Origin of the sequence: Pseudomonas juntendi, from assembly GCF_021560075.1 — a bacterium.
In the GTDB taxonomy this organism is placed as follows: domain Bacteria; phylum Pseudomonadota; class Gammaproteobacteria; order Pseudomonadales; family Pseudomonadaceae; genus Aquipseudomonas; species Aquipseudomonas juntendi.
This window is the reverse complement of record NZ_CP091088.1, coordinates 1,246,959-1,271,754: the sequence shown is the minus strand read 5'-3', so window position 1 is coordinate 1,271,754 and position 24,796 is coordinate 1,246,959. Positions and strand designations below refer to the sequence as shown.

16 protein-coding genes and 4 tRNA genes are annotated in these 24,796 nt (G+C 63.6%); 7 read left to right on the top strand and 13 right to left on the bottom strand.

All coding sequences use genetic code 11. The features are described from left to right. Positions 1-39: 39 nt before the first annotated feature. The 3 genes from nirD to L1P09_RS05790 all read right to left on the bottom strand — a co-directional run bounded on the left by nirD (position 40) and on the right by L1P09_RS05790 (position 7,275). Entirely contained in the window at positions 40-402 is a 363-nt protein-coding gene (nirD, locus tag L1P09_RS05800) for a nitrite reductase small subunit NirD (protein ID WP_235768577.1), read from the bottom strand. Then, positions 402-2,954, bottom strand: coding sequence for a nitrite reductase large subunit NirB (gene nirB / locus L1P09_RS05795; protein ID WP_235768575.1), 2,553 nt, complete (start codon positions 2,952-2,954; stop codon positions 402-404). The genes nirD and nirB overlap by 1 nt, the downstream gene beginning before the upstream one ends. A gap of 295 nt (positions 2,955-3,249) precedes the next feature. Then, the gene (locus tag L1P09_RS05790; RefSeq protein ID WP_235768573.1) at positions 3,250-7,275 is read right to left on the bottom strand and encodes a bifunctional nitrate reductase/sulfite reductase flavoprotein subunit alpha; all 4,026 of its coding nucleotides are present in this window, start codon (positions 7,273-7,275) and stop codon (positions 3,250-3,252) included. A 268-nt stretch (positions 7,276-7,543) separates the two neighbouring features. On the opposite strand from L1P09_RS05790, the gene map reads away from it, so the two are divergent. Further along, positions 7,544-8,341, top strand: coding sequence for a type I methionyl aminopeptidase (map, locus tag L1P09_RS05785; RefSeq protein ID WP_225624710.1), 798 nt, complete (start codon positions 7,544-7,546; stop codon positions 8,339-8,341). 108 nt (positions 8,342-8,449) lie between these two features. On the opposite strand, the gene L1P09_RS05780 is transcribed toward map, so the two are convergent. From L1P09_RS05780 to L1P09_RS05765, 4 genes are all read right to left on the bottom strand, one after another. Further along, a tRNA-Asp gene (locus tag L1P09_RS05780) sits at positions 8,450-8,526 on the bottom strand. Positions 8,527-8,539: 13 nt separating this feature from the next. Then, positions 8,540-8,615, bottom strand: a tRNA-Val gene (locus L1P09_RS05775). A gap of 170 nt (positions 8,616-8,785) precedes the next feature. Next, positions 8,786-8,862: transfer RNA gene (locus L1P09_RS05770), tRNA-Asp, on the bottom strand. Positions 8,863-8,875: 13 nt separating this feature from the next. Beyond that, positions 8,876-8,951: transfer RNA gene (locus tag L1P09_RS05765), tRNA-Val, on the bottom strand. 217 nt (positions 8,952-9,168) lie between these two features. Between L1P09_RS05765 and rdgC the strand changes: the two genes are divergently transcribed. Together rdgC and sugE are read left to right on the top strand one after the other, a co-directional pair. Then, the gene (rdgC, locus tag L1P09_RS05760) at positions 9,169-10,089 is read left to right on the top strand and encodes a recombination-associated protein RdgC (RefSeq protein ID WP_009686222.1); all 921 of its coding nucleotides are present in this window, start codon (positions 9,169-9,171) and stop codon (positions 10,087-10,089) included. A 291-nt stretch (positions 10,090-10,380) separates the two neighbouring features. Continuing rightward, positions 10,381-10,698 carry a quaternary ammonium compound efflux SMR transporter SugE gene (gene sugE, locus L1P09_RS05755; protein ID WP_009686221.1) on the top strand — a complete coding sequence of 106 codons (318 nt, stop codon included), beginning with the start codon at positions 10,381-10,383 and terminating at the stop codon, positions 10,696-10,698. Between the two features lie 9 nt (positions 10,699-10,707). Here sugE and L1P09_RS05750 read toward each other — a convergent pair whose 3' ends face one another. The 4 genes from L1P09_RS05750 to L1P09_RS05735 form a co-directional block, all read right to left on the bottom strand. After that, positions 10,708-12,585: an MFS transporter gene (locus L1P09_RS05750; RefSeq protein ID WP_110678008.1), complete on the bottom strand. Its 1,878-nt coding sequence runs from the start codon at positions 12,583-12,585 to the stop codon at positions 10,708-10,710. Positions 12,586-12,724: 139 nt separating this feature from the next. Then, positions 12,725-13,558, bottom strand: a complete 834-nt coding sequence (locus L1P09_RS05745; protein WP_029886686.1) for an amidohydrolase family protein — start codon at positions 13,556-13,558, stop codon at positions 12,725-12,727. 23 nt (positions 13,559-13,581) lie between these two features. Then, the gene (locus tag L1P09_RS05740) at positions 13,582-14,856 is read right to left on the bottom strand and encodes an MFS transporter (protein ID WP_029886687.1); all 1,275 of its coding nucleotides are present in this window, start codon (positions 14,854-14,856) and stop codon (positions 13,582-13,584) included. Between the two features lie 99 nt (positions 14,857-14,955). Beyond that, on the bottom strand, positions 14,956-15,687 hold the full coding sequence (locus L1P09_RS05735) for a GntR family transcriptional regulator (RefSeq protein WP_029886688.1): 732 nt from the start codon (positions 15,685-15,687) through the stop codon (positions 14,956-14,958). Positions 15,688-15,947: 260 nt separating this feature from the next. Here L1P09_RS05735 and L1P09_RS05730 point away from each other — a divergent pair, with 260 nt between their 5' ends. Continuing rightward, positions 15,948-19,424 (top strand): hybrid sensor histidine kinase/response regulator, encoded by a 3,477-nt coding sequence (locus tag L1P09_RS05730; RefSeq protein WP_029886689.1) that lies wholly within the window; start codon positions 15,948-15,950, stop codon positions 19,422-19,424. On the opposite strand, the gene rmuC is transcribed toward L1P09_RS05730, so the two are convergent. Continuing rightward, positions 19,396-20,769: a DNA recombination protein RmuC gene (rmuC, locus tag L1P09_RS05725; RefSeq protein ID WP_161893205.1), complete on the bottom strand. Its 1,374-nt coding sequence runs from the start codon at positions 20,767-20,769 to the stop codon at positions 19,396-19,398. The genes L1P09_RS05730 and rmuC overlap by 29 nt on opposite strands. 159 nt (positions 20,770-20,928) lie before the next feature. Continuing rightward, positions 20,929-21,348 (bottom strand): tetratricopeptide repeat protein, encoded by a 420-nt coding sequence (locus L1P09_RS05720; RefSeq protein WP_029886691.1) that lies wholly within the window; start codon positions 21,346-21,348, stop codon positions 20,929-20,931. A gap of 946 nt (positions 21,349-22,294) precedes the next feature. Between L1P09_RS05720 and L1P09_RS05715 the strand changes: the two genes are divergently transcribed. The 3 genes from L1P09_RS05715 to L1P09_RS05705 all read left to right on the top strand — a co-directional run bounded on the left by L1P09_RS05715 (position 22,295) and on the right by L1P09_RS05705 (position 24,665). Continuing rightward, positions 22,295-22,519: a hypothetical protein gene (locus L1P09_RS05715; protein ID WP_009686213.1), complete on the top strand. Its 225-nt coding sequence runs from the start codon at positions 22,295-22,297 to the stop codon at positions 22,517-22,519. 250 nt (positions 22,520-22,769) lie between these two features. Then, positions 22,770-23,252 carry a hypothetical protein gene (locus L1P09_RS05710; RefSeq protein WP_029886692.1) on the top strand — a complete coding sequence of 161 codons (483 nt, stop codon included), beginning with the start codon at positions 22,770-22,772 and terminating at the stop codon, positions 23,250-23,252. 147 nt (positions 23,253-23,399) lie between these two features. Next, positions 23,400-24,665: an OmpP1/FadL family transporter gene (locus L1P09_RS05705; protein ID WP_029886693.1), complete on the top strand. Its 1,266-nt coding sequence runs from the start codon at positions 23,400-23,402 to the stop codon at positions 24,663-24,665. Positions 24,666-24,796: the final 131 nt, after the last annotated feature.

Genomic DNA, 24,796 nt, shown 5'->3' with positions numbered 1-24,796 from the left:
CAAGCCCGCGAAAGGGCCGGCACTGGCAATGCACGAGAATCAGGCCACACCCAGTTCCACCGCCTCACCCTTCAACCGCACCGGCCACACCCGCAAGCGCTGCCCGCTGTCCTCCAGGCATTCCCCGGTGTGCAGGCTGAAATGCTGCTTGTACAAAGGCGCCGCCACCACCAGCTCACCCTGCACGCTCCCCACCAAGCCGCGGCCGATGATGTTGGCCCCGGAGCGTGGGTCGCGGTTGTCCACCGCGTACAGCGCCTGGGCTTGGCCAGGTAGATAGAACAGCGCCACCTGGGCACCGTCGAGCCACACCACCACACCGGAGTCGGCCACCAGGTCTTGCGCCCGGCACACGGCCTGCCAGTTCTCGCGTTTGTTCACAGCAGCATTGGACAGCATCATCAGACAGCCTCCTCGACAGTGGGGATCAGGTGCAGCGGCGCGGCAGGCCGGCGTTGTTCGCGTTCACGCACGAAGTGCACGTCCGGGTCGGCGCGCTGGTCGTTGACAAAGGTCCGGAAGCGCTTGAGCTTCTCGGGGTCGTTCAGGGCGTTGGCCCATTCGCACTGATACTGGTCGACCACATGCTGCATCTGCGCTTCCAGTTCGCTGGCAAGGCCCAGGCTGTCGTCGATGACCACCTGTTTCAGGTAGTCCAGCCCGCCCTCGAGGTTTTCACGCCACACCGAAGTACGCTGCAGCTTGTCGGCGGTGCGGATGTAGAACATCAGCACGCGGTCGATCAGGCGTACCAGGGTTTCGTCGTCCAGGTCGGTGGCAAACAGTTCGGCATGCCGCGGGCGCATGCCGCCGTTACCGCACACGTACAGGTTCCAGCCCTTGTCGGTGGCGATCACACCAATGTCCTTGCTCTGCGCCTCGGCACATTCGCGGGTGCAGCCAGACACGGCGAACTTGAGCTTGTGCGGGCTGCGCAGGCCCTTGTAGCGGTCTTCCAGGCGCAGGGCCATGGCCACGCTGTCCTGCACGCCGTAGCGGCACCAGGTACTGCCCACGCACGACTTCACCGTACGGGTCGATTTGCCGTAGGCATGGCCTGTTTCGAAACCGGCCTCGATCAACTCCCCCCAGATGAGCGGCAATTCGTGCAGCTGGGCGCCGAACAGGTCGATGCGCTGGCCGCCGGTGATCTTGGTGTACAGGTCGTACTTCTTGGCCACCTGGCCAATCACGATGAGTTTGTCCGGGGTGATTTCACCCCCCGGAATACGCGGCACCACCGAGTAGGTGCCGTTTTTCTGCATATTGGCCATGAAGGTGTCGTTGGTGTCCTGCAGCGGCACCAGCGCCGGGTCCATGATCGGCTGGTTCCAGCAGGAGGCAAGGATGTTGCCCACCGCCGGCTTGCAGATGTCACAGCCGGTGTGGCCCTTGCCGTGACGTGCGAGCAATTCGCTGAAGGTGCGGATGCCCTCCACCCGCACCATGCCGTACAGCTCTTGCCGGGTGTAGGCGAAGTGCTCGCACAGGCTCTTGTCCACTGCTACACCGCGGGCCGTCAGTTCATGTTCGAAGACTTGCTTGAGCAAGGCCGCGCAGCCGCCACAGCCGGTTGCCGCCTTGGTGCAGCCCTTGACCGCAGCCAGGTCGCTGCAGCCGCTGTCGATGGCGGCACAGACTGCACCCTTGCTGACGTTATGGCAGGAGCAGATGGTGGCGCTGTCGGGCAAGGCGTCGGCCCCCAGCGCTGGTGCTGCGCCGCCTTGCGGCAGGATCAGCGCGGCGGGGTCGGCCGGCAGGGCAATACCGTACTGGGCATACTGCAGCAAGGTGTCGTAATAGCTGTTGTCGCCAACCAGCACCGCACCCAGCACATGCTTGCCGCTGGCATCCACCACCAGCCGCCGGTAGGCGCTGTTGGCTTCGTCGATGAAGCGGTAGCTGCGTGCACCGGGCGTAGCACCGTGGGCATCACCGATCGAACCGACGTCCACCCCCAGCAGCTTGAGCTTGGTCGACATGTCGGCACCGCTGAACGGCACCGGCGCCTCGCCGCAGAGCAATGCCGCCAGGTTGCGCGCCATGCTGTAGCCGGGCGCGACCAGGCCGAACACGCTGCCGTTCCACGATGCGCATTCACCGATGGCAAAGATGCGCGGGTCACTGCTGCGGCAGTGCTCGTCGATCACTATCCCGCCGCGCGTGGCGATGTCCAGGCCGCAGGCACGGCCAAGGGCATCTTGAGGGCGAATGCCAGCGGAGAACACGATCAGGTCGGTTTCCAGGTATTGGCCACCGTCGAAGTTCATGCGGTAACGGTAGGCGTCGCCCTGGCTGATCGACTGGGTGGCACGCGACAGGTGCACCCCCACGCCCAGTGCTTCGATCTGTGCCTTGAGCGCTGCGCCGCCCTCGCCATCCAGCTGCACCGGCATCAGCCGTGGCGCGAACTCCACCACGTGGGCTTCCAGGCCGAGCGACTTGAGGGCGTTGGCCGCTTCCAGCCCCAGCAGGCCACCCCCCACCACCACGCCACGGCGGGCGCTGGCGGCGGCAGCGCGAATGCCATCGAGGTCGTCGAGGGTACGGTAGACCAGGCGGGCATCACCGCTGGAGCCCTCGATCGGCGGCACAAAGGGGTAGGAACCGGTCGCCAGGACCAGTTGGTCGTAGCCGTAGCGGCCTTGGGCGGTAACCACCTCGCCCCGCTCGCGATCGATCTGCAGGACCGCTTCGCCAAGGTGCAGGTGCACGCCGCTGGCGGTGTAGAAGTCGCGCTCGCACAGGGCCAGGGTTTCGGCACAGCTACCGCCAAAGTACTCGGACAGGTGCACTCGATCGTAGGCGCGCTGGCGCTCCTCGCCGAACACCCGTACCTCGAACTGCTGCAGGGCGCCGCGGCTGACCAGTTGTTCGACACAGTGGTGGCCGACCATGCCGTTGCCGACGATGACCAGTCGCTCTCGTTGCCCGCTGCTCGCTGTTGCCTTCATAAGCCGATCCTCGATCAAAAAAAAAGCGCCTGGAGCCGAAGCTCCAGGCGCTTTTGCCTGTATTCATCACGGTAGGGGGCCCGGTTGATCGCCGTTGATCAGTGGGCTTTGTTGTTACATGGGCTAAGCAGGGAGTGTGCCAAGCCTGGTGCCGGGGGTGGACGCGTTACGCGCAAACCCGCACCTGCACGGGCCTGCACAGCGTTCCAGGCCTTTGCAGCAGCGGGCTCGCTCGCCCGCCACCCGGCACCGGCTGCGCACATTCACAGTGCACTGCAGCCCATCGCGGTGCACATCAGTACACGTCACGCCGGTAGCGCCGGGCCTGGTTCAGGCCGTCGACGTAGGCATCAGCCGCCGCCGCATCCATGCCGCCATGCTCGGCGACAATCGCCCGCAAGGCCGCATCCACATCCCTGGCCATGCGCTGGGCATCACCGCAGACATAGAAGTACGCCCCGGCCTGCAACCATTGCCACAGCTGCGCCCCGTGCTCGAGCATGCGCGTCTGCACGTAGATCTTTTGCGCCTGGTCACGCGAGAACGCCGTGTCCAGCCGCAGGTGCCCCGTGGCTTGCCAGGCCTGCAATTGCGCCTGGTAATAAAAGTCGCTCGCAGCGTGCTGCTCGCCGAAGAACAGCCAGTTCGGCCCGCTGGCGCCGCGCGCTTCACGCTCTTCAAGGAACGCCCGAAACGGCGCAATGCCAGTGCCAGGGCCGACCATGATCAACGGCACACCATCGTCCTCAGGCAGGCGGAAGTGCTTCGACACCTGCGGAAAGATCGCCACCTTCAACGACTGTGCCCGGTCGGCCAGGAAGCTGGAGCACACACCGTTGCGATCACCGTAGCGCACCGTGGAAACGGTCAGGTGCACCTGTTGCGGGTGCGCCAGTGGGCTGGAACTGATCGAGTACAGCCGTGGCTGCAACGGCTTGAGCAACGCGAGCCAACTGGCCAGTGGCAGTTGCTGCGGGAAGGCGCGCAACACATCGACCAGTTGCCGGCCCCACAACCACGCCTGCAGTTCGGCCTTGCACTCGGGCTGCAGGAGGCGCTGCAGGTCGGGGGCATTAGCGGCGAACACCTGCAGTTGCTGTGGGGTGACCTTGGCGATTTCCAGGTGTGCCTGCAGGGCTTCGGCCAGCGGCTTGGCGGGCTGGCCCTTCAATTCCACCAGCGCCTGGCCGTCGAGTTGCATCAGCGCCAGCAGTTCTGCGACCAGCGCCGGACAATTGCGTGGCCATACCCCCAGGGCGTCGCCGGCGGCGTAGGTGAAACCGCTGCCACTGAGGTCGAAGACCAGCTGGCGGGTTTCCTTGCTGGCACCGGGGCCGTTGAGCAGCCGGTTTTCCAGCAGGGTGGCCGCCCAGGGCCGCTGCTTGGTGTAAACCGCCACGGGTGCCGCTGCGCCGGCCGGCTGTGCCGCGGCGGTGCTCCCCAGGCTTGGCAGCAGTGCCTCCAGCCAGCCGGCAAACACTTCGTCGAAGTCGGGCTCGCAGTCCACCCGTTGCAGCAGGCGCCGGCCGCCCAGCTCGGCCAGCCGCTGGTCCAGCTTGCGGCCAAAACCACAGAACTGCTCATAACTGGAGTCGCCCAAGGCCAGCACGGCATACGGCAGCTCGGCGCAGTGGCCGCCCTCCTCACCTTGCAACGCCTGCCAGAAGTTCGCGGCACTGTCGGGGGCCTCGCCATCACCGAACGTGCTGGTAATGAACACCACGCTGGCAGCGCCGCGCAGCTGGCTGGGGCGGGTCGCCTGCATGCAACTGAGCTGCACCTGCAGGCCTGCGCCGCGCAGGCGTTCGGCGCAGCGCTCGGCCAGCAGTTCGCAGTTGCCGGTCTGCGAAGCCCATACCACCTGGTGCAGCGGCTGGGCTGGCGCCGCGGCCGGTGCCTGGGCCGGGGTCGCGAACAGCCCGGCCAGCAAGCCGTCAACGAACATACGCCGGCTGGCCGGCAGCGGCGCACTGGCCGGCAGGCTGGGCACAGCGTCGGCGCGCGCCTGGGCCAGCCCCAGCAGAAAACCTTGCAGATAGTGGCGCTCGTCGTCGGCCAGCACCGGGGCCGGCAAGGTGTCCAGGCCTAACAGGCGGGACAAGGTGGCGGTCGGCATGCTGGCAGGCTCGGCAACGGAGGTGTGCAGTTCAAGGGCATCGATACGCTCGCCGGCAACCCGCTGCAGGGCCACGGCGCAGTGCTTGAATGCGGGCTGCAACGACAGAGGGTCGAGCGCATCGCAGGTCACGGCATTGATGGCCAGCTGCTCACCGACCAGGTCGTTCCAGTGAAACGGCGCAAAGCAGTTGCCCGGCATGACCCGGTCGCTGATACGCGCCGGGAGCACGGCCTGGCCACGCCGCGAGCGAACGGCCACCTGGTCTTTTTCGGCAATGCCCAAACGGGCGGCATCTTCCGGGTGGATTTCAACGAACGGGCCGGGCTCCAGCTTGTTCAGCGCCGGTACCTTGCCGGTCTTGGTCAGGGTATGCCAGTGGTGCTGCACGCGGCCGGTGTTGAGCACCAGGGGGTAGGCGTCATCCGGCAACTCAGCGGCGGGCAACCAGGGCCGGGCGAAGAAGCGTGCCTTGCCACTGGCCGTGGGGAAGGCGATAGCCGGCCGCTGCCCTTGGTCATCGAGCAGCAGCGCCTGGCTGCTGCCATCGTTCAGGTAACGCAGCGGGCTGCGGTGCTGCTCGCGCCCCGGGGCGCTGGGCCACTGCCGGGGTTGCTGACGCAGGTCGGCATAGCTGATGCCACGCAGGTCATAGCCGGTGGCCGGGTTGTGAAAGCGGCGAATTTCCTCATACACCGCCTCGGCGTTCGGGTAATCGAAGGCCTCGCCATAGCCCATCGCGCAGGCCACGCGGGCGATGATCTGCCAGTCCGGCAGGCTTTGCCCGGGCGGCTCGACAGCGCGGGGCATCAGGGTCAGGTTGCGTTCGCTGTTGATCATCACGCCCTCGCCTTCGGCCCACAGCGCGGCAGGCAGCAGGATATCGGCGTAACGGTTGGTTTCGGTGTCGAGGTAAGCGTCCTGGGCGATCACCAGGTCGGCCTGGCGCAAGCCGTCGAGCACCTGCTGGCGGTTGGCGACACTGGCAACCGGGTTGCTGCAGATGATCCAGCAGGCTTTCACCTCGCCGGCCTTGAGTTGCTCGAACAGGGCCACCGTTCCCTCGCCGGCTTCGCTGCGCAGGCTACCGGGTGGCAGTTGCCACTGCTGTTCGACGAAGGCACGGTCGGCCGCCACCAGCGCCGAGCGCTGGCCGGGCAAGCCGGGCCCCATGTAGCCCATTTCGCGGCCGCCCATGGCATTGGGCTGGCCGGTCAGCGAGAACGGCCCGCTGCCAGGGCGGCAAATGGCGCCGGTGGCCAGGTGCAGGTTGCAGATGGCATTGCTGTGCCAGGTGCCATGAATGCTCTGGTTCAGCCCCATGGTCCAGCAGCTCATCCAGTTGCCGGCGCTGCCGATCCATTGCGCGGCCTTGACGATGTCGGCCTCGGCCAGCCCGGTGATGGCGGCCACCCGTTCGGGGCTGTAGTCATCGAGCAAGGCGGGCATGTCGTCCCAGCCTTCGGTATGGCGGGCGATGAAGTCCGGTTGGGTGTGGCCATTGCGATGCAGCAGGTGCAGCAGGCCATTGAGCAAGGCCATGTCGCTGCCGGGGCGCAGCTGCAGGAACAGGTCGGCCTTGTCCGCCGTGGCGCTGCGCCGGGGATCTACGACGATCAGTTTGGCCCCTGCCTTGACCCGGTCGAGCAGACGCAGGAACAGGATCGGGTGGCAGTCAGCCATGTTCGAACCGATCACCAGAAACACATCGGCGTGCTCGAAATCCTCATAGCTGCCAGGCGGGCCGTCGGCGCCTAGCGACAGCTTGTAGCCGCTGCCGGCACTGGCCATGCACAAGCGCGAATTGGACTCGATGTGGCGGGTGCGAATGAAACCCTTGGCCAGCTTGTTGGCCAGGTACTGGGCCTCCAGCGACATCTGCCCGGACACGTAGAGCGCTACGGCGTCTGGCCCATGCTGGTCGATGATGCCACGCAGGCGCTTAGCACTCTCGGCAATTGCCTGGTCCATGTTGGCGCGCACTGGCGGCTGGTTGCGTTGCTGGCGCAGGTAGGCGTCTTCCATGCGCCCGGCCGCCGTCAGCGGCAAGTGGGCGGTAAGGCCCTTGGTGCACAGCCGGCCGTAGTTGCTGGGGTGCTGCTTGTCGCCGCTGATCTTGCCGACCTTGCCATCGGCAACGCTCATGACGATGCCGCAACCAACCCCGCAATACGGGCATACGCTGCGCACTTCGTTATTGACCATGGGCGGGCTCCTGTGGAAACGCAAAAAGGCGCCGGCTGCCCCGGCCTGCAGCAGCAAGCGGGGGCAACACGGCGCCTTTGTCGTGAGAATGTGCGGGCTGTCGACGTTGATGGCCCGGGATGGGAGGTAGCCAGCAATTAGTGGGCCAGCTGGAGCAGACGCTTCTACCACGCCCGCGCTCTGGCGTACCGTGCGCACCCTGCGCACCCTGCGCACCATGCGGTGGCAACTTAACACCCGCTGGCGCTATGCTGGGGCAAATTCCAGCATGAGCAACCGCCCTTTCCCCATGCCCCAGGTGATCCTCAAGACCCCCGCCCAACTCGAGCTGATGCGCCGGGCCGGCCAGTTGCTGGCCCAGGTATTCGCTGACCTCGACAACTTCATCCGCCCCGGCGTGACCACCCTGCAAATCAACGACCGCGCCGAAGCCTACATTGTCGAAACGCTCAAGGCCCGGCCTGCGAGCAAGGGCCAGTACGGGTTCCCCTACTCGCTCAATACCTCGGTGGACCATGTGGTGTGCCATGGCATGCCCAAAGCCGACGAGGTGCTTGAGGAAGGCTCGATCGTCAACGTCGACATTACCCTGGAACAGGGCGGCTACATCGCCGACGCCTCGAAGATGTACTGCATTGGCACGATCAGCGACGAGGCCCGCCGCCTGGTCGACACCACCTATGCAGCGCTGTGGAAAGGCATCGAGCAGGTGCGCCCAGGGGCCACGCTGGGTGACATCGGCCACGCCGTGCAGGCCCATGCCGAGGCCGCGGGCTACAGCGTGGTGCGCGAATACTGTGGGCATGGTATCGGCCAGCAGATGCATGAAGCACCGGAGGTCTTGCACGTGGGCCAGCGCGGCATGGGCATGAAGCTCAAGCCAGGCATGGTGTTCACCATCGAACCGATGATCAACCAGGGTGGGCGCGGCACGCGCGAACTGAAAGATGGCTGGACAGTGGTTACCCGCGACCACAGCTTGTCGGCGCAATGGGAGCACACGGTGGCGGTGACGGACGACGGTTTCGAAGTGCTGACGTTGCGTGAAGAAGAACGCCGGGGCTGAAACTGAAGCGCTCTGCGGGCTCTTGAAGCATACAGGCACAAAAAAAGCGACCCTAGGGTCGCTTTTTTTGTAACTTCCGGGTGTTCAGTGGGCCCTGGAAGTTGAATATGGCGCAGCGGACGGGACTCGAACCCGCGACCCCCGGCGTGACAGGCCGGTATTCTAACCGACTGAACTACCGCTGCGCTATACATCGAGTGGTGGGTGATGACGGGATCGAACCGCCGACCCTCTGCTTGTAAGGCAGATGCTCTCCCGGCTGAGCTAATCACCCATGTCTCTCGGTGTGGCGCGCATTCTACGGGCGACTTTTCGCTCTGGCAAGCCCTTATCGAAGTTTTTGCGCATTTAAATCAGGCACAGAATTTCAGGCAAAAAAAAAGCGACCCTAAGGTCGCTTTCTTTGTAACTTCCGGGTGTTCAGTGGGCCCTGGAAGTTGAATATGGCGCAGCGGACGGGACTCGAACCCGCGACCCCCGGCGTGACAGGCCGGTATTCTAACCGACTGAACTACCGCTGCGCTATACATCGAGTGGTGGGTGATGACGGGATCGAACCGCCGACCCTCTGCTTGTAAGGCAGATGCTCTCCCGGCTGAGCTAATCACCCATGTCTCTCGGTGTGGCGCGCATTCTACGTACGCCCCTGCACCCTGGCAAGCACTTTTTAAACTTTTTTCAAAAAAAACCTCAGGCCTTTCAAAGACCTAGCGTTGCCAGGCGTTTTCTTGCGCCATTAACCACTGCTGGCCCTCTGACAGGGTTGGCCTGGGAGCACTGCTCGGAGAATAATGCCCGCCTTATGCATTAATGAGAGATTGCCCCGCATGTGGTTCAAGAACCTGCTGACCTACCGCCTGACCCAGGAAGTACCGTTCGAGCCTGAAGCGCTGGAGGCCGCCCTGGCCAGCAAGCCGGCCCGCGCCTGTGCCAGCCAGGAGCTGTCCACCTATGGTTTCATCGCACCGTTCGGCAAAGGCGAAGACGCGCCCTTGGTGCATGTCAGCGGCGAGTACCTGCTGATTGCCGCACGCAAGGAAGAACGCATCCTGCCAAGCAGCGTGGTCAATGACGCCGTGAAGGAAAAGGTCGAAGAGATCGAGACCGAGCAGATGCGCAAGGTCTACAAGAAGGAACGCGACCAGATCAAGGATGAGATCATCCAGGCCTTCCTGCCGCGCGCGTTCATCCGCCGCTCGATGATTTTCGCTGCCATTGCCCCGCGTCAGGGTGTGATCCTGGTCAACTCGGCCAGCGCCAAGCGTGCCGAAGACCTGCTGTCGACCCTGCGTGAAGTGATGGGCTCGCTGCCAGTGCGCCCAGCCACGGTAAAAATCGCACCGGTTGCTACCATGACCGACTGGGTCAAGTCGCAACAGGCTGCTGAAGGCTTCTACGTGCTGGACGAGTGCGAACTGCGCGACACCGCCGAAGACGGTGGCATCGTGCGCTGCAAACGCCAGGACCTGACCGGCGAAGAAATCCAGCTGCACCTGAGCACCGGCAAGGTGGTTACCCAACTGGCCCTGGCCTGGCAGGACAAGCTGTCGTTCATCCTCGACGACAAGATGGTCATCAAGCGCCTGAAGTTCGAAGAGCTGCTGCAGGAACAGGCCGAACAGGACGGTGGCGATGAGGCGGCCCAGCAGTTCGACGCCAGCTTCCAGCTGATGATGATGACCTTTGCCGAATTCTTGCCGGTGCTGTTCGAGGCCCTGGGTGGCGAGGAGATTCCGCAGGGGGTCTGAAAGCAGTAGCGAAAGGCAAGTGGCAAGTGGCAAGTGGCAAGTGGCAAGTGGCAAGTGGCAAGTGGCAAGTGGCAAGTGGCAAGTGGCAAGTGGCAAGTGAAAGTACTACGGTGCCGCATCGAACACGGCACCCCTGCTTTGGGTTTTTCTTGCAGCTTGCAGCTTGCGTCTCGCGTCTTGCCCTGAAACCTGCAGGTGTGCACTATAGTGCTCACTGTGAGGACGACCTCACGACGCACCGCGTGATCATTACGGGGACGGCCCCATCATTCACCACGATGGAGAAGCACCATGTCCTGGATCATCCTGTTCTTCGCCGGCCTGTTCGAGGTCGGCTGGGCCGTAGGCCTCAAATACACCGACGGCTTCAGCAAGCCACTGCCCACCGTACTCACCGTCGCCGCCATGGCTATCAGCCTCGGCCTTCTGGGCCTGGCCATGAAGGAGTTGCCGCTGGGCACTGCCTACGCCATCTGGACCGGGGTGGGTGCCGTGGGCACGGTAATCGCCGGCATTATCCTGTTCGGCGAATCCATGGCCCTTGTACGCCTGGTTAGCGTGGCGCTGATCATCACCGGCCTGGTCGGCCTGAAGGTCAGCGCCAGCTGATCCTCTCCCCTAGCGCAGGTTGCCGCGCAAGCGGCTGACCTGCTCTCGCAAGGCTTCTGGCTGCGCCGCCTCCACCGGGATGGCGGCACCGGCCACGATGGTCACCCGCGACCACAACCGCTTGAAGAAGCCTTTGCGTGGGTCGCGGCTGAAGAAACTGCCCCACAAGCCCTGCAAGGCCAGCGGAATCACCGGCACCGGGGTTTCTTCGAGGATGCGCTTGACGCCCCCCTTGAACACATCGATTTCACCATCACCGGTCAGTTTGCCCTCCGGGAAGATGCACACCAGTTCGCCGTCGGCCAGGTACGCGGCAATGCGTGCGAAGGCCCGCTCGTACGTGGCCTGGTCTTCATTGCGCCCGGCAATCGGGATGGCCCCTGCGGTACGGAAAACAAAGTTGAGCACCGGCAGGTTGTAGATCTTGTAGTACATGACAAAGCGGATCGGCCGGCGGATCGCCCCACCCAACAGCAGCGCGTCGACGAACGAGACATGGTTGCACACCAGCAACGCCGCACCCTGGTCGGGAATGCGCTGGAGGTCACGGTGCTGCACGCGGTACATCGAATGGCTGAGCAGCCAGATCAAGAAGCGCATGGTGAACTCGGGCACGATCCTGAAAATGTAGGCGTTGACCGCGATATTGAGCAGCGACACCACCAGGAACAGCTGGGGGATGCTCAGCTTGGCCAGGCCCAGCAGGAGGATGGTGAGCAGTGCCGACACCACCATGAACAGGGCATTGAGGATGTTGTTGGCCGCGATTACCCGGGCGCGCTGGTCTTCGCCGGTGCGGGCCTGGATCAAGGCATACAGCGGCACGATATAGAAGCCGCCGAACACCCCCAGGCCCATGATCGACAGCAGGATCCACCAGGCCTGGCTCATGCCCAGCAGCGCCAGCCAGTCATGCGGCGCAGCAGCCGCTGGCACATCGCCAGAGTGCCACCACCACAGCAACCCGAACAGGGTCAGGCCGAACGAGCCGAATGGCACCAGGCCGATTTCCACCTTGCGCCCGCTGAGCCGTTCGCACAGCAGAGAGCCCAGCGCGATGCCCACCGAGAACAGCGTCAGCACCAGCGTTACCACGGTGCCGTCACCGTGCAGCCAGTCCTTGGCGTAGGCCGGAATCTGCGTAAGGTAGATGGCACCGACAAACCAGAACCACGAGTTGCCGACGATCGAGCGCGACACTGCCGGCGGCTGGCCCAGGCCCATGCGCAGGATCACCCAGGATTGCTTGAAGATATTCCAGTCCAGCGGCATGTTCGGCGAGGCCGCGGCTGCCCGCGGGATCCAGCGGCTGGCCAGGTAGCCCAGCACCGCAGTGCCGACCACCCCCCCGGCCACCACGGTGGCGTAGCTGTCGGCCGACATCATCACCCCGGCGCCGATGGTGCCTGCCAGGATGGCAAGGAAGGTGCCGGTTTCGACCAGCCCGTTGCCACCGACCAGCTCTTCTTCACGCAGGGCCTGGGGCAGGATGGAATACTTCACCGGGCCGAACAGCGCCGAATGCGTGCCCATGCCGAACAGCGCCACCAGCATCAGCGCCAGGTGGTTGGTGATGAAGCCCAGGGCGCCGACCGCCATGATGGCGATCTCGGCCAGCTTGATGGCGCGGATCAGCGCGTCCTTGGCAAACTTTTCGCCAAACTGCCCACCTAACGCCGAAAACAGGAAAAACGGCAGAATGAACAGCAAGGCACACAGGTTGACCCAGATCGACCGGTCACCCTCGCCCAGGCTGAGCTTGAACAGGATCGCCAGGATCAGCGACTGCTTGAACAGGTTGTCGTTGAAGGCACCCAGCGACTGAGTGATGAAAAACGGCAGGAAGCGCCGCTTGCCGAGCAAGGTGAATTGCGAGGAATGACTCATCGTCCTTGGTCCTGATGGCTTTTCAATTGGAGGCGCGCCGGGCGCACCAGGCCACAAATCTGCATGGGAAAGGCAGCGGCTGGCAAGCGCAGGGGCAGAACCCGCCACGCTCAGCGGGTCGATCGCGCCCGGCAGGCGCTCATTCGAAACCGAACAAAGCCCGCGCGGTATCCACCAGCAGGGCCTGGCGCAGCTGGGCCGAGCAACCCAAGGCCTCGAACTGCTGCACTGCAGTGGCAAAGCTGGTCGTCGACTCATGCTGGGTATGCGGCCAATCACTGCCCCACATCAAGCGCTCGGCGCCGTAGTGCGCTTCCAGCGCGCACAGTGCCGAGCGCGCGAAGGCCAGATTCTCGTCCGGCGCCCCCGCCAGCCGGTAGATCCCCGACACCTTCACCCAAACCTTGCCCTGCCCGCCCAGGGTCAACAGTTCGGCGAACCCGGGCTGGCCCAGCCCACGGCGGGCATCGGGGCGGCCGAAATGGTCGATCACGATGTTCAGGCCATAGGGTTGTAGCGCGCGGACCAGTGCCGGTATGTCCGCCACCTGCCGGTGCAGTTCCAGGTGCCAGCCTTGTTCGCCAATGCGTTCGAGCAGCGGTCGCCAGCGGCCACTGGCCAGGTCCGGCAGGGTCTGACCCATCAGGTTCAGGCGCACACCACGCACGCCTGACCGGGCCATGTCGGCAAGGGTGTGTGGCTCGACATCGGGCGCCAGCATCACCACCCCGCGCAGTTGCTGCGGCACAGCCTGCAGGGCGCTGAGCAGGTAGCGGTTGTCGGTGCCGAGGAAACTCGGCTGCACCAGCACGCCATGGCTGAAACCATGGGCCAGCAGCTGGCCCAGGTAGTCGCCCAGCGGCGCATCGTAATCAGGGGCATAGCGCCGCTCACTGGCCAGCGCCAGCCCACGGCTGAAAACGTGGGCGTGGCTGTCGATCGCGCTCAGGTGTAAAGGAGGTACGTCGGGCATGGCTCTCATACAGAAAAGTCAGGTTATTTGGCAACTGCCCCGGCGGTGTGCGGCGCCGTGGCATTTTCGAGGGTGCGCCCGCGGGTCTCCGGCAAGCACAAGGCGGCGATCACCGCCACGCCATAGGCGATGCCAGCGTCGATACCAATGGCGCTGCCCAAGGACATCGACTCGCTCATGTGGCCGACCAGGAACGGGAACACTGCCGACAGTACGCGGCCGAAGTTGTAGCAGAAGCCCACCCCGGCACCGCGCACCTCGGCCGGGTACAGCTCATTGAAAAACGCCCCCAGACTGGCCGGGATACCGGCGGCGAAAAAGCCCAGCGGGAAGCCGAGGAACAGCATCTGCGTGTTGGTCAGCGGGAAGAACACATAGGCTTGTACGGTCAGCACGCAGCACAGGGCGAACAGCAGAATATTCTTGCGCCGGCCGATGCGGTCGATCAGCAGGCCGCTGACCACGCAACCGCACCAGAAGGCCAGGATGATCACCGCCAGGTAACCACCGGAGTTCAGCACCGACAAGTTGCGCTCGGTTTTGAGGAAGGTCGGCAGCCAGGTCATCACCGCGTGGTACCCACCATGGGCGCCCAGGCCAAGCAGGCCGCCCAGCAAGGTCACGCGCAACAGCTGCGGGCGGAAGATGCCGGCCATGGAGTGCAGGAAGCTGGCAGGGATGGCATTGGCGTTGTGCAGGCGCTGGAAGCTGTCCGGCTCGGGCACGTTGCGGCGTACCCAAAGGATCAGCAACGACGGCAACAGGCCGACGAAGAACATCACCCGCCAGGCAAATTCCTGCGGCACCAGCGAGTAGATCAGCATGAACAGTGCCACGGCCAGGCCCCAGCCCACGGCCCAGGCGCTCTGCACCGTGCCCATGACCTTGCCGCGGTATTTCGGGTTGATGGTTTCGGCCATCAGCACGGCGCCGGCAGCCCACTCGCCGCCGATACCGAAGCCTTGCATGGCCTTGACCAACAGCAAGGGGTAAAAACCGGTGACGAACGCCGAGAGGAAGGTGAAGCACGAGAACCAGAGGATCATCCACTGCAGGGTCCGCACGCGGCCGTAGCGGTCGGACAAGGTGCCACCCAGCCAGCCGCCGATGGCCGAAGTCACCAGGGTCAGGCCACTGATCAGGCCGGCATCGCCTTTGCTCAGGGAGAACGCGGCGATCAGCGCCGGGATGGCCAGGCCGAACATCTGCACTTCCAGCGCATCGAGCGACCAGCCGCCGAAACAGGCCCAGAATGTCTTGCGTTCCCGCGAGGTGATCTGGCGATACCAACTGAACATGATTGTTATCCTTCTAGTGTGTGCCTGTGACCGCCAGGCAAGCGAAGCCACCGCGCCGCGTGTGCACGGCGCAGAGGGAAACGGGGTGCAGCCGCCGGCTTAGCGAATGTCGATGCGGTAGCGGAAGTGCTGCGCATGGCCGCGTGAGCGGCGCCATTCCAGCGGCTTGCCGGCGTAGTCACGGGCCAGGCGCTCGATCACCACCACCGGGCTGCCGGCCGGCAGTTGCAGCAAGCGGCCATGCGCCGCGTCAACCGCTTCGGCGGTGAGGGTTTCTTCGGCGTAGGCGACCACCTGGCCGCACAGTGCTTCGTAGAGGGGGTACAGCAGCGGCCCCTCGCTGTTCAGGTCGACCTCCAGCAACGGCTGGAACGTCTGGCGCGGCAACCAGATTTCTTCGGCCAGTACCGGCTGGGCGCCGAGCAGGCGCGTGCGGACAATTCGGATCACCTCGCTGTGAACCGCCAGGCCCAGTGCTTCGGCGACCGCCGAAGGCGCGGTCATCGGCTCGATGGCAAGAATGCGGCTTTCAGGCACCGCGCGCTGGCCATTGGCGGCTTCGAAGCGGAAGAACCGGAACAGCGAAGACTGGAATTGCGGGCGGCGCACGAAGGTACCGCGCCCCTGCTGACGCTCCAGCACGCCTTCAGCCACCAGTACGTCCACGGCTTTGCGCACGGTGCCGACTGACATGTCGAACTCGGTGGCCAAGGCAGCCTCAGTCGGGATCGCTTCGCCTGGGCGCCAGCGGTTGTTGGCAATCTGCTCGAGCAAGTGGTCGCGCAGTTGTTGGTAACGGGGCAGTCGAGCATCACCGGACAGTGGGTGCATGGGTCTCGCTCTCTTGTTGTTATATAAACATATATATGAATTCTGGAGGCAGTATTCCCCGCGTATGCCGGGCTGTCAATCCTCCGCTTGTCGCGGTTCTGAGGCGTCAGCTGCCTTGCTGGCGACAGGGCCGGTACCGGTCAGCGAAGCCGGGCCCTGCGACCACGCGCCACTGCGACCATCGTCGGCGCTGACGAAGCGCCACCAGCGTGCCAGACTGGTAGATCGGGACCGCGTTATCTTATTGCTTCGGAGTTTTCATGTCGTTGTCCAGCGGGCTGATCGCCGTGGTCGCCCTGGCCTATATGGCCATCATGTTCGCCATCGCCTTCTATGGCGACCGCCGCAGCACGCCGTTGCCGCCCAAGCTGCGTGCCTGGGTGTACAGCCTGTCGCTGGCCGTGTACTGCACCAGCTGGACCTTCTTCGGCGCCGTTGGCCAGGCCGCCGAACAACTATGGGCGTTCTTGCCGATCTACCTGGGCCCGGTACTGCTGCTGATTTTTGCGCCTTGGGTGTTGCAGAAGATGGTGCTGATCAGCAAGCAGCAGAACATCACCTCGATCGCCGACTTCATCGCCGCACGCTATGGCAAGTCGCAGACCCTGGCGGTGGTGGTGGCGCTGATCTGCCTGGTTGGCGTGCTGCCCTACATCGCCCTGCAGCTCAAGGGCATCGTGCTGGGCGTGAACTTGCTGATCGGCGCCAGTGCCGACGCCACCGGCACACGCGTCCAGGACACCGCGCTGGTGGTGTCGCTGGTATTGGCGCTGTTCGCCATCGTGTTTGGCACGCGCAGCCTGGACGTGACCGAACACCACCGTGGCATGGTCCTGGCCATTGCCTTCGAATCGCTGATCAAGCTGCTGGCCTTCCTGGCTGTGGGCATCTTCGTGGTGTTCAACCTGTATGACGGCTTCGGCGACCTGTTCAGCCAGGCACGCCAGTCGATTCAGTTGCAGGATTACTGGCAGGAGACCATCAATTGGCCCTCCATGGTGGTGCAGACCGCCGTGGCGATGATGGCGATCATCTGCCTGCCGCGGCAGTTCCACGTTACTGTGGTGGAGAACATCGAACCACAAGACCTGCGCCTGGCCCGCTGGGTGTTCCCCCTGTACCTGGGGCTGGCTGCCCTGTTCGTGGTGCCGATTGCCCTGGCCGGGCAAATGCTGCTGCCAGGGGCCGTGATTTCCGACTCGTTCGTGATCAGCCTGCCGCTGGCCGAGGCCCACCCGAGCCTGGCGCTGCTGGCGTTCATCGGCGGCGCCTCGGCAGCCACCGGCATGGTCATCGTCGAGGCCGTGGCACTGTCGACCATGGTCTCCAACGACATGCTGCTGCCCTGGCTGCTACGCCGCAACAATGCCGAACGGCCGTTCGAAGCGTTCCGTCACTGGATGCTCTCGGTGCGCCGGGTGACCATCGTGGTGATCCTGCTGCTGGCCTATGTCAGCTATCGCCTGCTGGGCTCGACCGCCAGCCTGGCAACCATCGGCCAGATCGCGTTTGCCGCCGTGACCCAATTGACCCCGGCCATGCTCGGCGCGCTGTACTGGAAGCAGGCCAACCGCCGCGGCGTGTTTGCCGGCCTGGCTGCCGGTATCTTCCTGTGGTTCTACACCTTGGTGTTGCCGATTGCCGCGCACAGTGTGGGCTGGCCCCTGCAGGTGTTCCCAGGGCTGGCTTGGCTGCACGGCAACCCGCTGAACCTGCCGATCAGTCCCCTGACCCAAGGCGTGGTGTTGTCGCTGGCGGGTAACTTCACCCTGTTCGCCTGGGTGTCGCTGCTGTCGCGCACGCGGGTGTCCGAACATTGGCAGGCTGGCCGCTTCATTGGCCAGCAGACCAGCGCCCGGCCCAGCAGCAAGCCGCTGCTGGCGGTACAGATCGACGACCTGCTGACCCTGGCATCGCGCTTTGTCGGCGAAGAGCGCGCCCGGCAGAGCTTCATCCGCTTTGCCTACCGCCAGGGCAAGGGCTTCAACCCCAACCAGAACGCGGACGGCGACTGGATCGAACACACCGAACGGCTGCTGGCCGGCGTGCTGGGCACCTCGTCGACCCGCGCGGTGGTCAAGGCGGCCATCGAAGGCCGCGACATGCAGCTGGAAGACGTAGTGCGCATCGCCGATGAAGCCAGCGAAGTCCTGCAGTTCAACCGCGCCCTGCTGCAGGGCGCCATCGAGAACATCAACCAAGGCATCAGCGTGGTCGACCAGAACCTGCACCTGGTGGCCTGGAACCGCCGTTACCTGGAGCTGTTCAACTACCCGGAGGGGCTGATCAGTGTCGGCCGGCCGATTGCCGACATCATCCGTTACAACGCCGAGCGCGGGTTGTGCGGCCCCGGCGAGGCCCAGGTGCACGTGGCGCGCCGCCTGCACTGGATGCGCCAGGGCCGTGCGCACTCCTCCGAGCGGTTGTTCCCCAACGGCCGGGTGATCGAGTTGATCGGCAACCCGATGCCCGGGGGCGGGTTCGTCATGAGTTTCACCGACATCACGCCGTTCCGCGAGGCCGAACAGGCACTGCGCGATGCCAACGAAGGCCTGGAGCAACGGGTGGCCGAGCGCACCCATGAACTGTCGCAACTGAACCAGGCATTGTCCGAAGCCAAGAGCCAGGCCGAAGCGGTCAGCAAGTCCAAGACCCGCTTCCTGGCTGCAGTCAGCCATGACCTGATGCAACCGTTGAACGCTGCGCGGCTGTTTTCCGCCGCCTTGTCGCAGCAGGCCGAAGGCATGAATGAAGAAGCCCGGCAGTTGGTGCAGCACATGGACAGCTCACTGCGCTCGGCAGAGGAGCTGATCAGCGACCTGCTGGACATCTCGCGCCTGGAAAACGGCAAGATCACGCCAGACGCCAAGCCCTTCGCCCTTACCGAACTGTTCGACACCCTCGGCGCCGAGTTCAAGCTGCTGGCTGCCGAGAAGGGCCTGGAATTCCGCCTGCGCGGCAGCCGCCTGCGGGTGGACAGTGACATGAAACTGCTGCGCCGGGTGCTGCAGAACTTTCTTACCAACGCCCTGCGCTATGGCAAAAGCCCGATTCTGCTGGGGGCACGGCGCCAGGGCGGGCGGCTGTGGCTGGAAGTCTGGGACCGCGGCCCAGGCATCGCCGACGACAAGCTGCAGGTGATCTTCCAGGAATTCAAGCGCCTGGACAGCCACCAGACCCGTGCCGAAAAGGGCCTGGGCCTGGGCCTGGCGATCGCCGACGGCCTGTGCCGGGTGCTCGGCCACCCACTGGAAGTACGTTCATGGCCAGGCAAAGGTACGGTGTTTCGGGTCAGTGTGCCCATCGCCCGCCAGGCCGCGCCGGCACAGCCCGCCCCGCTGGAGCAGGCGAGCCAGCCGCTGGCAGGCTTGCAGGTACTGTGCGTAGACAATGAAGACAGCATTCTGATCGGCATGAACAGCCTGCTCAGCCGTTGGGGTTGCCAGGTGTCTACTGCGCGTAACCAGGCCGAATGCGCCGCCTTGCTGGACCACGGCCTGCGCCCGCACCTGGCGCTGGTGGACTACCACCTAGACGACGGCGAGACCGGCACCGGGCTGATGGGCTGGCTACGTGCGCGGTTGGGTGAGCCCGTACCGGGTGTGGTGATCAGTGCCGACGGCAGCAAGGAAACCATTGCCCTGGTGCATGCGTCCGGCCTCGACTACCTGGCCAAGCCGGTCAAGCCTGCGGCCCTGCGCGCTATGCTCAATCGCCATCTGAACCTGGTTCAGTAAGCGCTTGATCGGCCAGCGCCGCGTCGGCCAGCGCCCGTTCCAGCAGGTCGGGCGGCAGGCTTTTGCTGGCGCGGGCGCCGAGCAACTTCAATTGCTCGCTGCGGCTTACCAGGTTACCGCGCCCCTCGCACAACTTGTTGCGCGCCGCAGCATAGGCTTTGTCCACCTGTTGCAGGCGACTGCCCAGCTCGTCCAGGTCCTGGATGAACAGGACGAACTTGTCGTATAGCCAGCCGGCCCGCTCGGCGATCTCCCGGGCGTTCTGGCCTTGGCGTTCCTGCTTCCAGAGGCTGTCGATCACCCGCAACGTCGCCAGCAAGGTCGTGGGGCTGACGATCACGATCTGCCGGTCGAAAGCTTCCTGGAACAGGTTCGGCTCCGCCTGCAGGGCCGCCGAGAAGGCCGCCTCGATGGGCACGAACAGCAACACGAAGTCGAGGCTGTGCAGGCCTTCGAGGCGGTTGTAATCCTTGCTCGACAAGCCTTTGACATGGCTGCGCAGCGATTGCACATGCTGCTTGAGCGCGGCCTCGTCATTGCTGGAAACGAACTGCTGGTAGGCCGTGAGGCTGACCTTGGCATCCACCACCACCTGCTTGTCGCCCGGCAGCATGATCAGCACATCGGGCTGGAAGCGCTCGCCATCGGCGCTCTTCAGGCTGACCTGGGTCTGGTACTCACGGCCCTTCTCCAGACCGGCATGCTCCAGTACCCGTTCGAGAATCAACTCGCCCCAGTTGCCCTGGGTTTTCTGGCCCTTCAGTGCCTGGGTCAGGTTGGTAGCTTCGTCGGACAGGCGCAGGTTGAGCTGTTGCAGGCGCTCCAGCTCCTTGCCCAGCGAGAAGCGCTCCCGGGCTTCCTGTTGGTAGCTCTCCTCGACCCGTTTTTCGAACGACTGGATGCGTTCCTTGAGGGGGTCGAGCAACTGGCCAAGGTGCTGCTGGCTGGTCTGGGCAAAGCGCTGCTCACGCTCGTCGAAGATCTTGGTGGCCATTTCGGCGAACTGGGCACGCAGGGTGTCACGGGCTTCTTGCAGGTCTTCGAGGCGTTGCTGGTGGCTTTCCTGCTGTTCGCGCAGTTCAGCCTCCAGGCGTGCGCTTTGCGCCTCCAGGCGGCGCAGTTCGGCTTCGCGGTTGGCGCGTTCGAGGTGCCAGGCATGGGCGGCGTCGCGGGCGTTGTCGCGGTCGATCTGCAGCAACTCCAGCTCACGACCCTGGGCGGCCAGCTGGCTCTGCTTGAGGGTATTGGCTTCGCTGAGGTCGCTGATTTCGTCGCGGCTGGCATCCAGCTGCGCTTGCAGCCCGGCCTGGGCCAACTGGGCGGCGTTGAGGCGCTCCTCCAGCAATGCCTGCTCGCCCTGCCGTGCACCCTGACGGCGCTGGAGCTGAATGATCCACCCCAGGCAGGGCAAAGCCCCTGCCACCACGCCGAGCAGAATGCTGGCCAGATCCACTGTCATGCTTACCCCGAACGCGCTGTACGAATGGGTGCAGCTTATCAGCCTTCAACCCGCAAACCACTGCCCCAGCAGCCGCCGCGCTTCCTGCGAACCTTGCCCCGCCGCAAGCTCCAGCCAGTAACGCGCCTGCGCCGGCGCGTTGTGCTGGCACAACCGCGCGTATTCCAGCTGCGCCCGCCGGTCCCCGGCCCGCGCTGCCTGGCGCAGTAACTCATGGCCAATGCGCCGGTCACGGGCATTGCCGCAATCCCGGCACAGCATTTGCCCTAGCCGGCTTTGCGCCACCACCACACCCTGGCGGGCCGGCTGCTTCAGCAGGCGGCCCGCCAGATGCTTGACCTGGGGCTTGTCACCGAGGCGCGGGCTATCGAGCAGCCACAAGGCCACTTTCAAGCTGAACCGCTCGGCGTCAGGGGGTGGTGTAGGGGCGGCGGAGTTGGCGAGGTGTTTACTGCGGAACTTCATGGCAACACGTCAGGCAATGCGAAAGGCGCGCCACTGTACGCTTTTTTTTCCGCCATGGCCTGTCGAATCCGGAACAATGAAAAAAATTTTAGATGATCTTTTCTTGACGTTCGCCGGCGAATGGTTGGGCTAGTCGTCCAGGCTTCGCGATTGTCGGACAGCTCGGCGCGTAGCTGATACGCCCGTGCTAGAGCAAGTGCCGGGGACAATCCACAGTTCCTGTGGATAACTCGGTGGACAACCCTATGACACACCCCGCAAACCCCCGTAAACTGTGGGCTTCAGTCAAACTGACGATTTTTTCACCAGCTGAAAATAGTGTTTTTTTTCATTGACTTAACCACGCAGTCAAGGCATTGGCGAAGTCGCCAGGGGTTGTTGCGGTGCTGTTACAAGCCCTGCACCGAATGTGAACAAATGCACCGTGAGCCCTCTTTTGAATGCACGCAATGGGTACATCCGTGGCGATACGGGCCATTTGCACCCTCTTCCCAGCCTGGCGAATTCAGGCCATACTGCTCGGCTACCCAATACTGACACGGTGCTTGCCAAGCGCACTCATTCACTGTACAGTCCGCCTCGTTAGTACCAAGCTGAAAGTCAATTCTGGCCCCATGTCCTTGCAGTCGCCCACCTCCCAAGTGCGGCCCTGCTGAAACCAGGACCGGCCCATTCGATGATTCACTCGCCAGCCACAGGCTGGTCAAGCACGAATCACCCGACAGATTGATCAGGATCCCACCCCGATGGCCGCGAACCTTGGCCCCGGCGTGCTGCCTGCCTTCTGAAGTACCTACCAGTCAGCCCAAGCGCCCACATTTGATTGCGCCCCTCTGGCTGCCCTGTTCCAGTCAGGTTCGCTCGTCCCTTAATAATGGCGTCACTGGAACGTTTCTATCATGCACGGATCATACTCCCCGTGTTTAAAGCAGGAACATCCAACAATATGCAAACCCATCATCAGATTCAGGCTGCCATTGGCACCCTTTCCCAGGCCTTCTCGCCGTTGAAGTGCCTTATCGTTGCCCCACGCAAAGGCAGCTTCAGCTTTACCCTGGTAGACGAACACGGCGTCGCCTGCCACACCGAGCGCCTGTACCCTGAACAGTACAGCCGCAATGAACCCTTGCAGGCAGTCATTGCAAGGACTCGCCAGTCGCTCACCGCGTGAGCGGCGAATGCTGCAGTATTCATACGCTGAATCATGCCATCGTCTACCTGCCTGAACGTTCACGGCGTAATTGCCTTAGGGCATATACCCCGCAACGTCAGGCAGCAATTGATTTAAAAACAGCTCTTTACACCACGATTATCACACTACACTTCAACTCGAGCGGTACTTGCCGCTTCCGGCGGGCCTGACTCCTTCACCAGCTGCCAAGCTCCAGCGCCCGTCCGGCCCTTTACTGTTCGAGGGCATCATGGGTATTGCGGCGAATGAATTGTGTCAGTATGTGATACGGCCCACCCTGGTTTACCTGAACCGTCACTGCGCCAGCGCAGAAGCCTTGTTACTGGGCATTGCCGCCAGCCAGTCGGCACTCGGGGCTGCCTTGCACGACCGACGCGGGCACGGCCTCTACCGCATTGGCGAACACCGCCACCAAGCGCTGTGGGATAACTACCTGGCCCGTGATCCCGACCTGGCCAGCCTCGTCCGGGGCCTGGCGAGCCAGCATGCCTTCCTGGGCGGCCCGCACCTCGAGCTTACGGTCAACCTGCGATACTCCACGGCCATTGCCTGGATGCTCGTCGAAGAGCACGCCATGCCCTTGCCCGCCGCTGACGATTTACTGGCACTGGCGCGCATATGGCGTCAGATTTTCTACCCCCAAGGCCGCTTGCGCGACTTCACTCATGCTTGGCACACCTGCGTGGATCAAAGATTGCCCCAGGCATCTTGAGAAGCGTCCTACATCAAAGCCGGAAAAAAGGGAATTTTGGTCGGATTGTCCTACAAAACCGCTCTAACTCCTGCGATTGAGGCTATAGCGCGGCGCGTCATTTGTTGGTAGCTTTTCGCCCCGGAGATCCCAAGGAGTTTTCTAATAATGAAAAAAGTAATGCTCAAAACCTCCCTCGGCGTAGCCGTTGCTCTTGCATCCAGCCAACTGCTCGCCAGCGGCTTTGCATTGAACGAACAGAGCATCAGCAGCATGGGGACAGGTTTCGCGGGACGTTCTTCTTCTGCCGAAGATGCCAGCACCGTGTTTGGCAACCCGGCCGGCATGTCCCGCCTCAAACGTGAACAGTTCACCGTGGGCGGCGCAGCCGTCATCGCCAAAACCGACATTTCCGGGCCTGGCAGCAACCTCGGGGGGGAAACCGATGGTGACATGGTGCCGGTCGTTGGCGTGCCCATGGGCTACTACGTCAAACCTATCGACGACCACTGGAGCGTCGGCTTCGGTGTCTATGTGCCGTTCGGCCTGGTGACCGACTACGGCAGCGATGACGCTGCGCGCTATTGGGGCAAAAAGAGCCACGTCGAGGTCGTCACCTTCCAGCCCACCGTCAGCTACGCCTTCAACGACAAGGTCTCGATCGGTTTTGGTCCAACGATCAACCGCATCAAGGGTGAGCTGGGCTCCAGCCTGATCAACCCATTCACCCCGGGCCGCAACGATGGTGAAGTGAAAATCAAGGGTGACGATACTGCCGTTGGTTACAACATCGGCCTTATGGTGCAGGCCACCGACCGCACCCGCGTCGGCCTGACCTACCACTCGATGGTCGATTACAAGCTGGAAGGCAAGACCCGCGTCAGCACCCCGCTGATCGGGCCGTTTAACGGCAACAAGTTCGATGCCAGCCTGAAGATCAAGACGCCGGAATCGGTCGACCTTTCGGTTACACACGAACTCGATGACCAGTGGACCCTGTACGCGGGCAGCACCTGGACGCGCTGGAGCCGCCTGGAAAACATCACCGTGCAGAACGATGTGCCTGCGCCACTGGCAGGTTCGGCATTCCAGACCATTACCGAGGAGCAGAACTGGCACGATACCTGGGCACACGCCATTGGTGCATCGTACAAGGTCAACAAGGAGTGGGTACTGCGTACCGGCTTTACCGTTGACCAATCGCCAACCAACAACCACGACCGTTCGCCGCGCATCCCGACAGGTGATCGCAAGGTGTTCAGCCTGGGCGCAGGCTGGAGCCCGAATGACGACATGACTATTGACGTGGCGTATTCCTACCTTTGGGAAGAAGACACCAAGGTCAACCAGGTCAGCGCAACCAAGGGCAGCTACCAGGCCAAGTACGAGAACAGCGCGCACGGTGTTGGTGCGTCGCTTACCTATCGTTTCTGACGGTACGCGCTGCCTGAAACAAACCGCCCTCGCGGTTGATGCCTGTCAGTTAAGCGTTACTGGGGCTGCTTTGCAGCCCTTCGCGGGCACGCCCGCTCCCACAGGTTTGGCGCTGAACTCAAGAAAAGCGC

Bases quoted from the DNA above. Each gene is read 5' to 3' on its own strand.
- L1P09_RS05730 (WP_029886689.1), top strand. From the start codon at position 15,948: ATGTCGTTGTCCAGCGGGCTGATCGCCGTGGTCGCCCTGGCCTATATG.
- L1P09_RS05740 (WP_029886687.1), bottom strand. From the start codon at position 14,856: ATGTTCAGTTGGTATCGCCAGATCACCTCGCGGGAACGCAAGACATTC.
- L1P09_RS05745 (WP_029886686.1), bottom strand. From the start codon at position 13,558: ATGCCCGACGTACCTCCTTTACACCTGAGCGCGATCGACAGCCACGCC.
- L1P09_RS05790 (WP_235768573.1), bottom strand. From the start codon at position 7,275: ATGGTCAATAACGAAGTGCGCAGCGTATGCCCGTATTGCGGGGTTGGT.
- nirD (WP_235768577.1), bottom strand. From the start codon at position 402: ATGATGCTGTCCAATGCTGCTGTGAACAAACGCGAGAACTGGCAGGCC.
- map (WP_225624710.1), top strand. From the start codon at position 7,544: ATGAGCAACCGCCCTTTCCCCATGCCCCAGGTGATCCTCAAGACCCCC.
- L1P09_RS05750 (WP_110678008.1), bottom strand. From the start codon at position 12,585: ATGAGTCATTCCTCGCAATTCACCTTGCTCGGCAAGCGGCGCTTCCTG.
- L1P09_RS05705 (WP_029886693.1), top strand. From the start codon at position 23,400: ATGAAAAAAGTAATGCTCAAAACCTCCCTCGGCGTAGCCGTTGCTCTT.
- L1P09_RS05715 (WP_009686213.1), top strand. From the start codon at position 22,295: ATGCAAACCCATCATCAGATTCAGGCTGCCATTGGCACCCTTTCCCAG.
- L1P09_RS05720 (WP_029886691.1), bottom strand. From the start codon at position 21,348: ATGAAGTTCCGCAGTAAACACCTCGCCAACTCCGCCGCCCCTACACCA.
- rdgC (WP_009686222.1), top strand. From the start codon at position 9,169: ATGTGGTTCAAGAACCTGCTGACCTACCGCCTGACCCAGGAAGTACCG.
- L1P09_RS05735 (WP_029886688.1), bottom strand. From the start codon at position 15,687: ATGCACCCACTGTCCGGTGATGCTCGACTGCCCCGTTACCAACAACTG.
- nirB (WP_235768575.1), bottom strand. From the start codon at position 2,954: ATGAAGGCAACAGCGAGCAGCGGGCAACGAGAGCGACTGGTCATCGTC.
- sugE (WP_009686221.1), top strand. From the start codon at position 10,381: ATGTCCTGGATCATCCTGTTCTTCGCCGGCCTGTTCGAGGTCGGCTGG.
- L1P09_RS05710 (WP_029886692.1), top strand. From the start codon at position 22,770: ATGGGTATTGCGGCGAATGAATTGTGTCAGTATGTGATACGGCCCACC.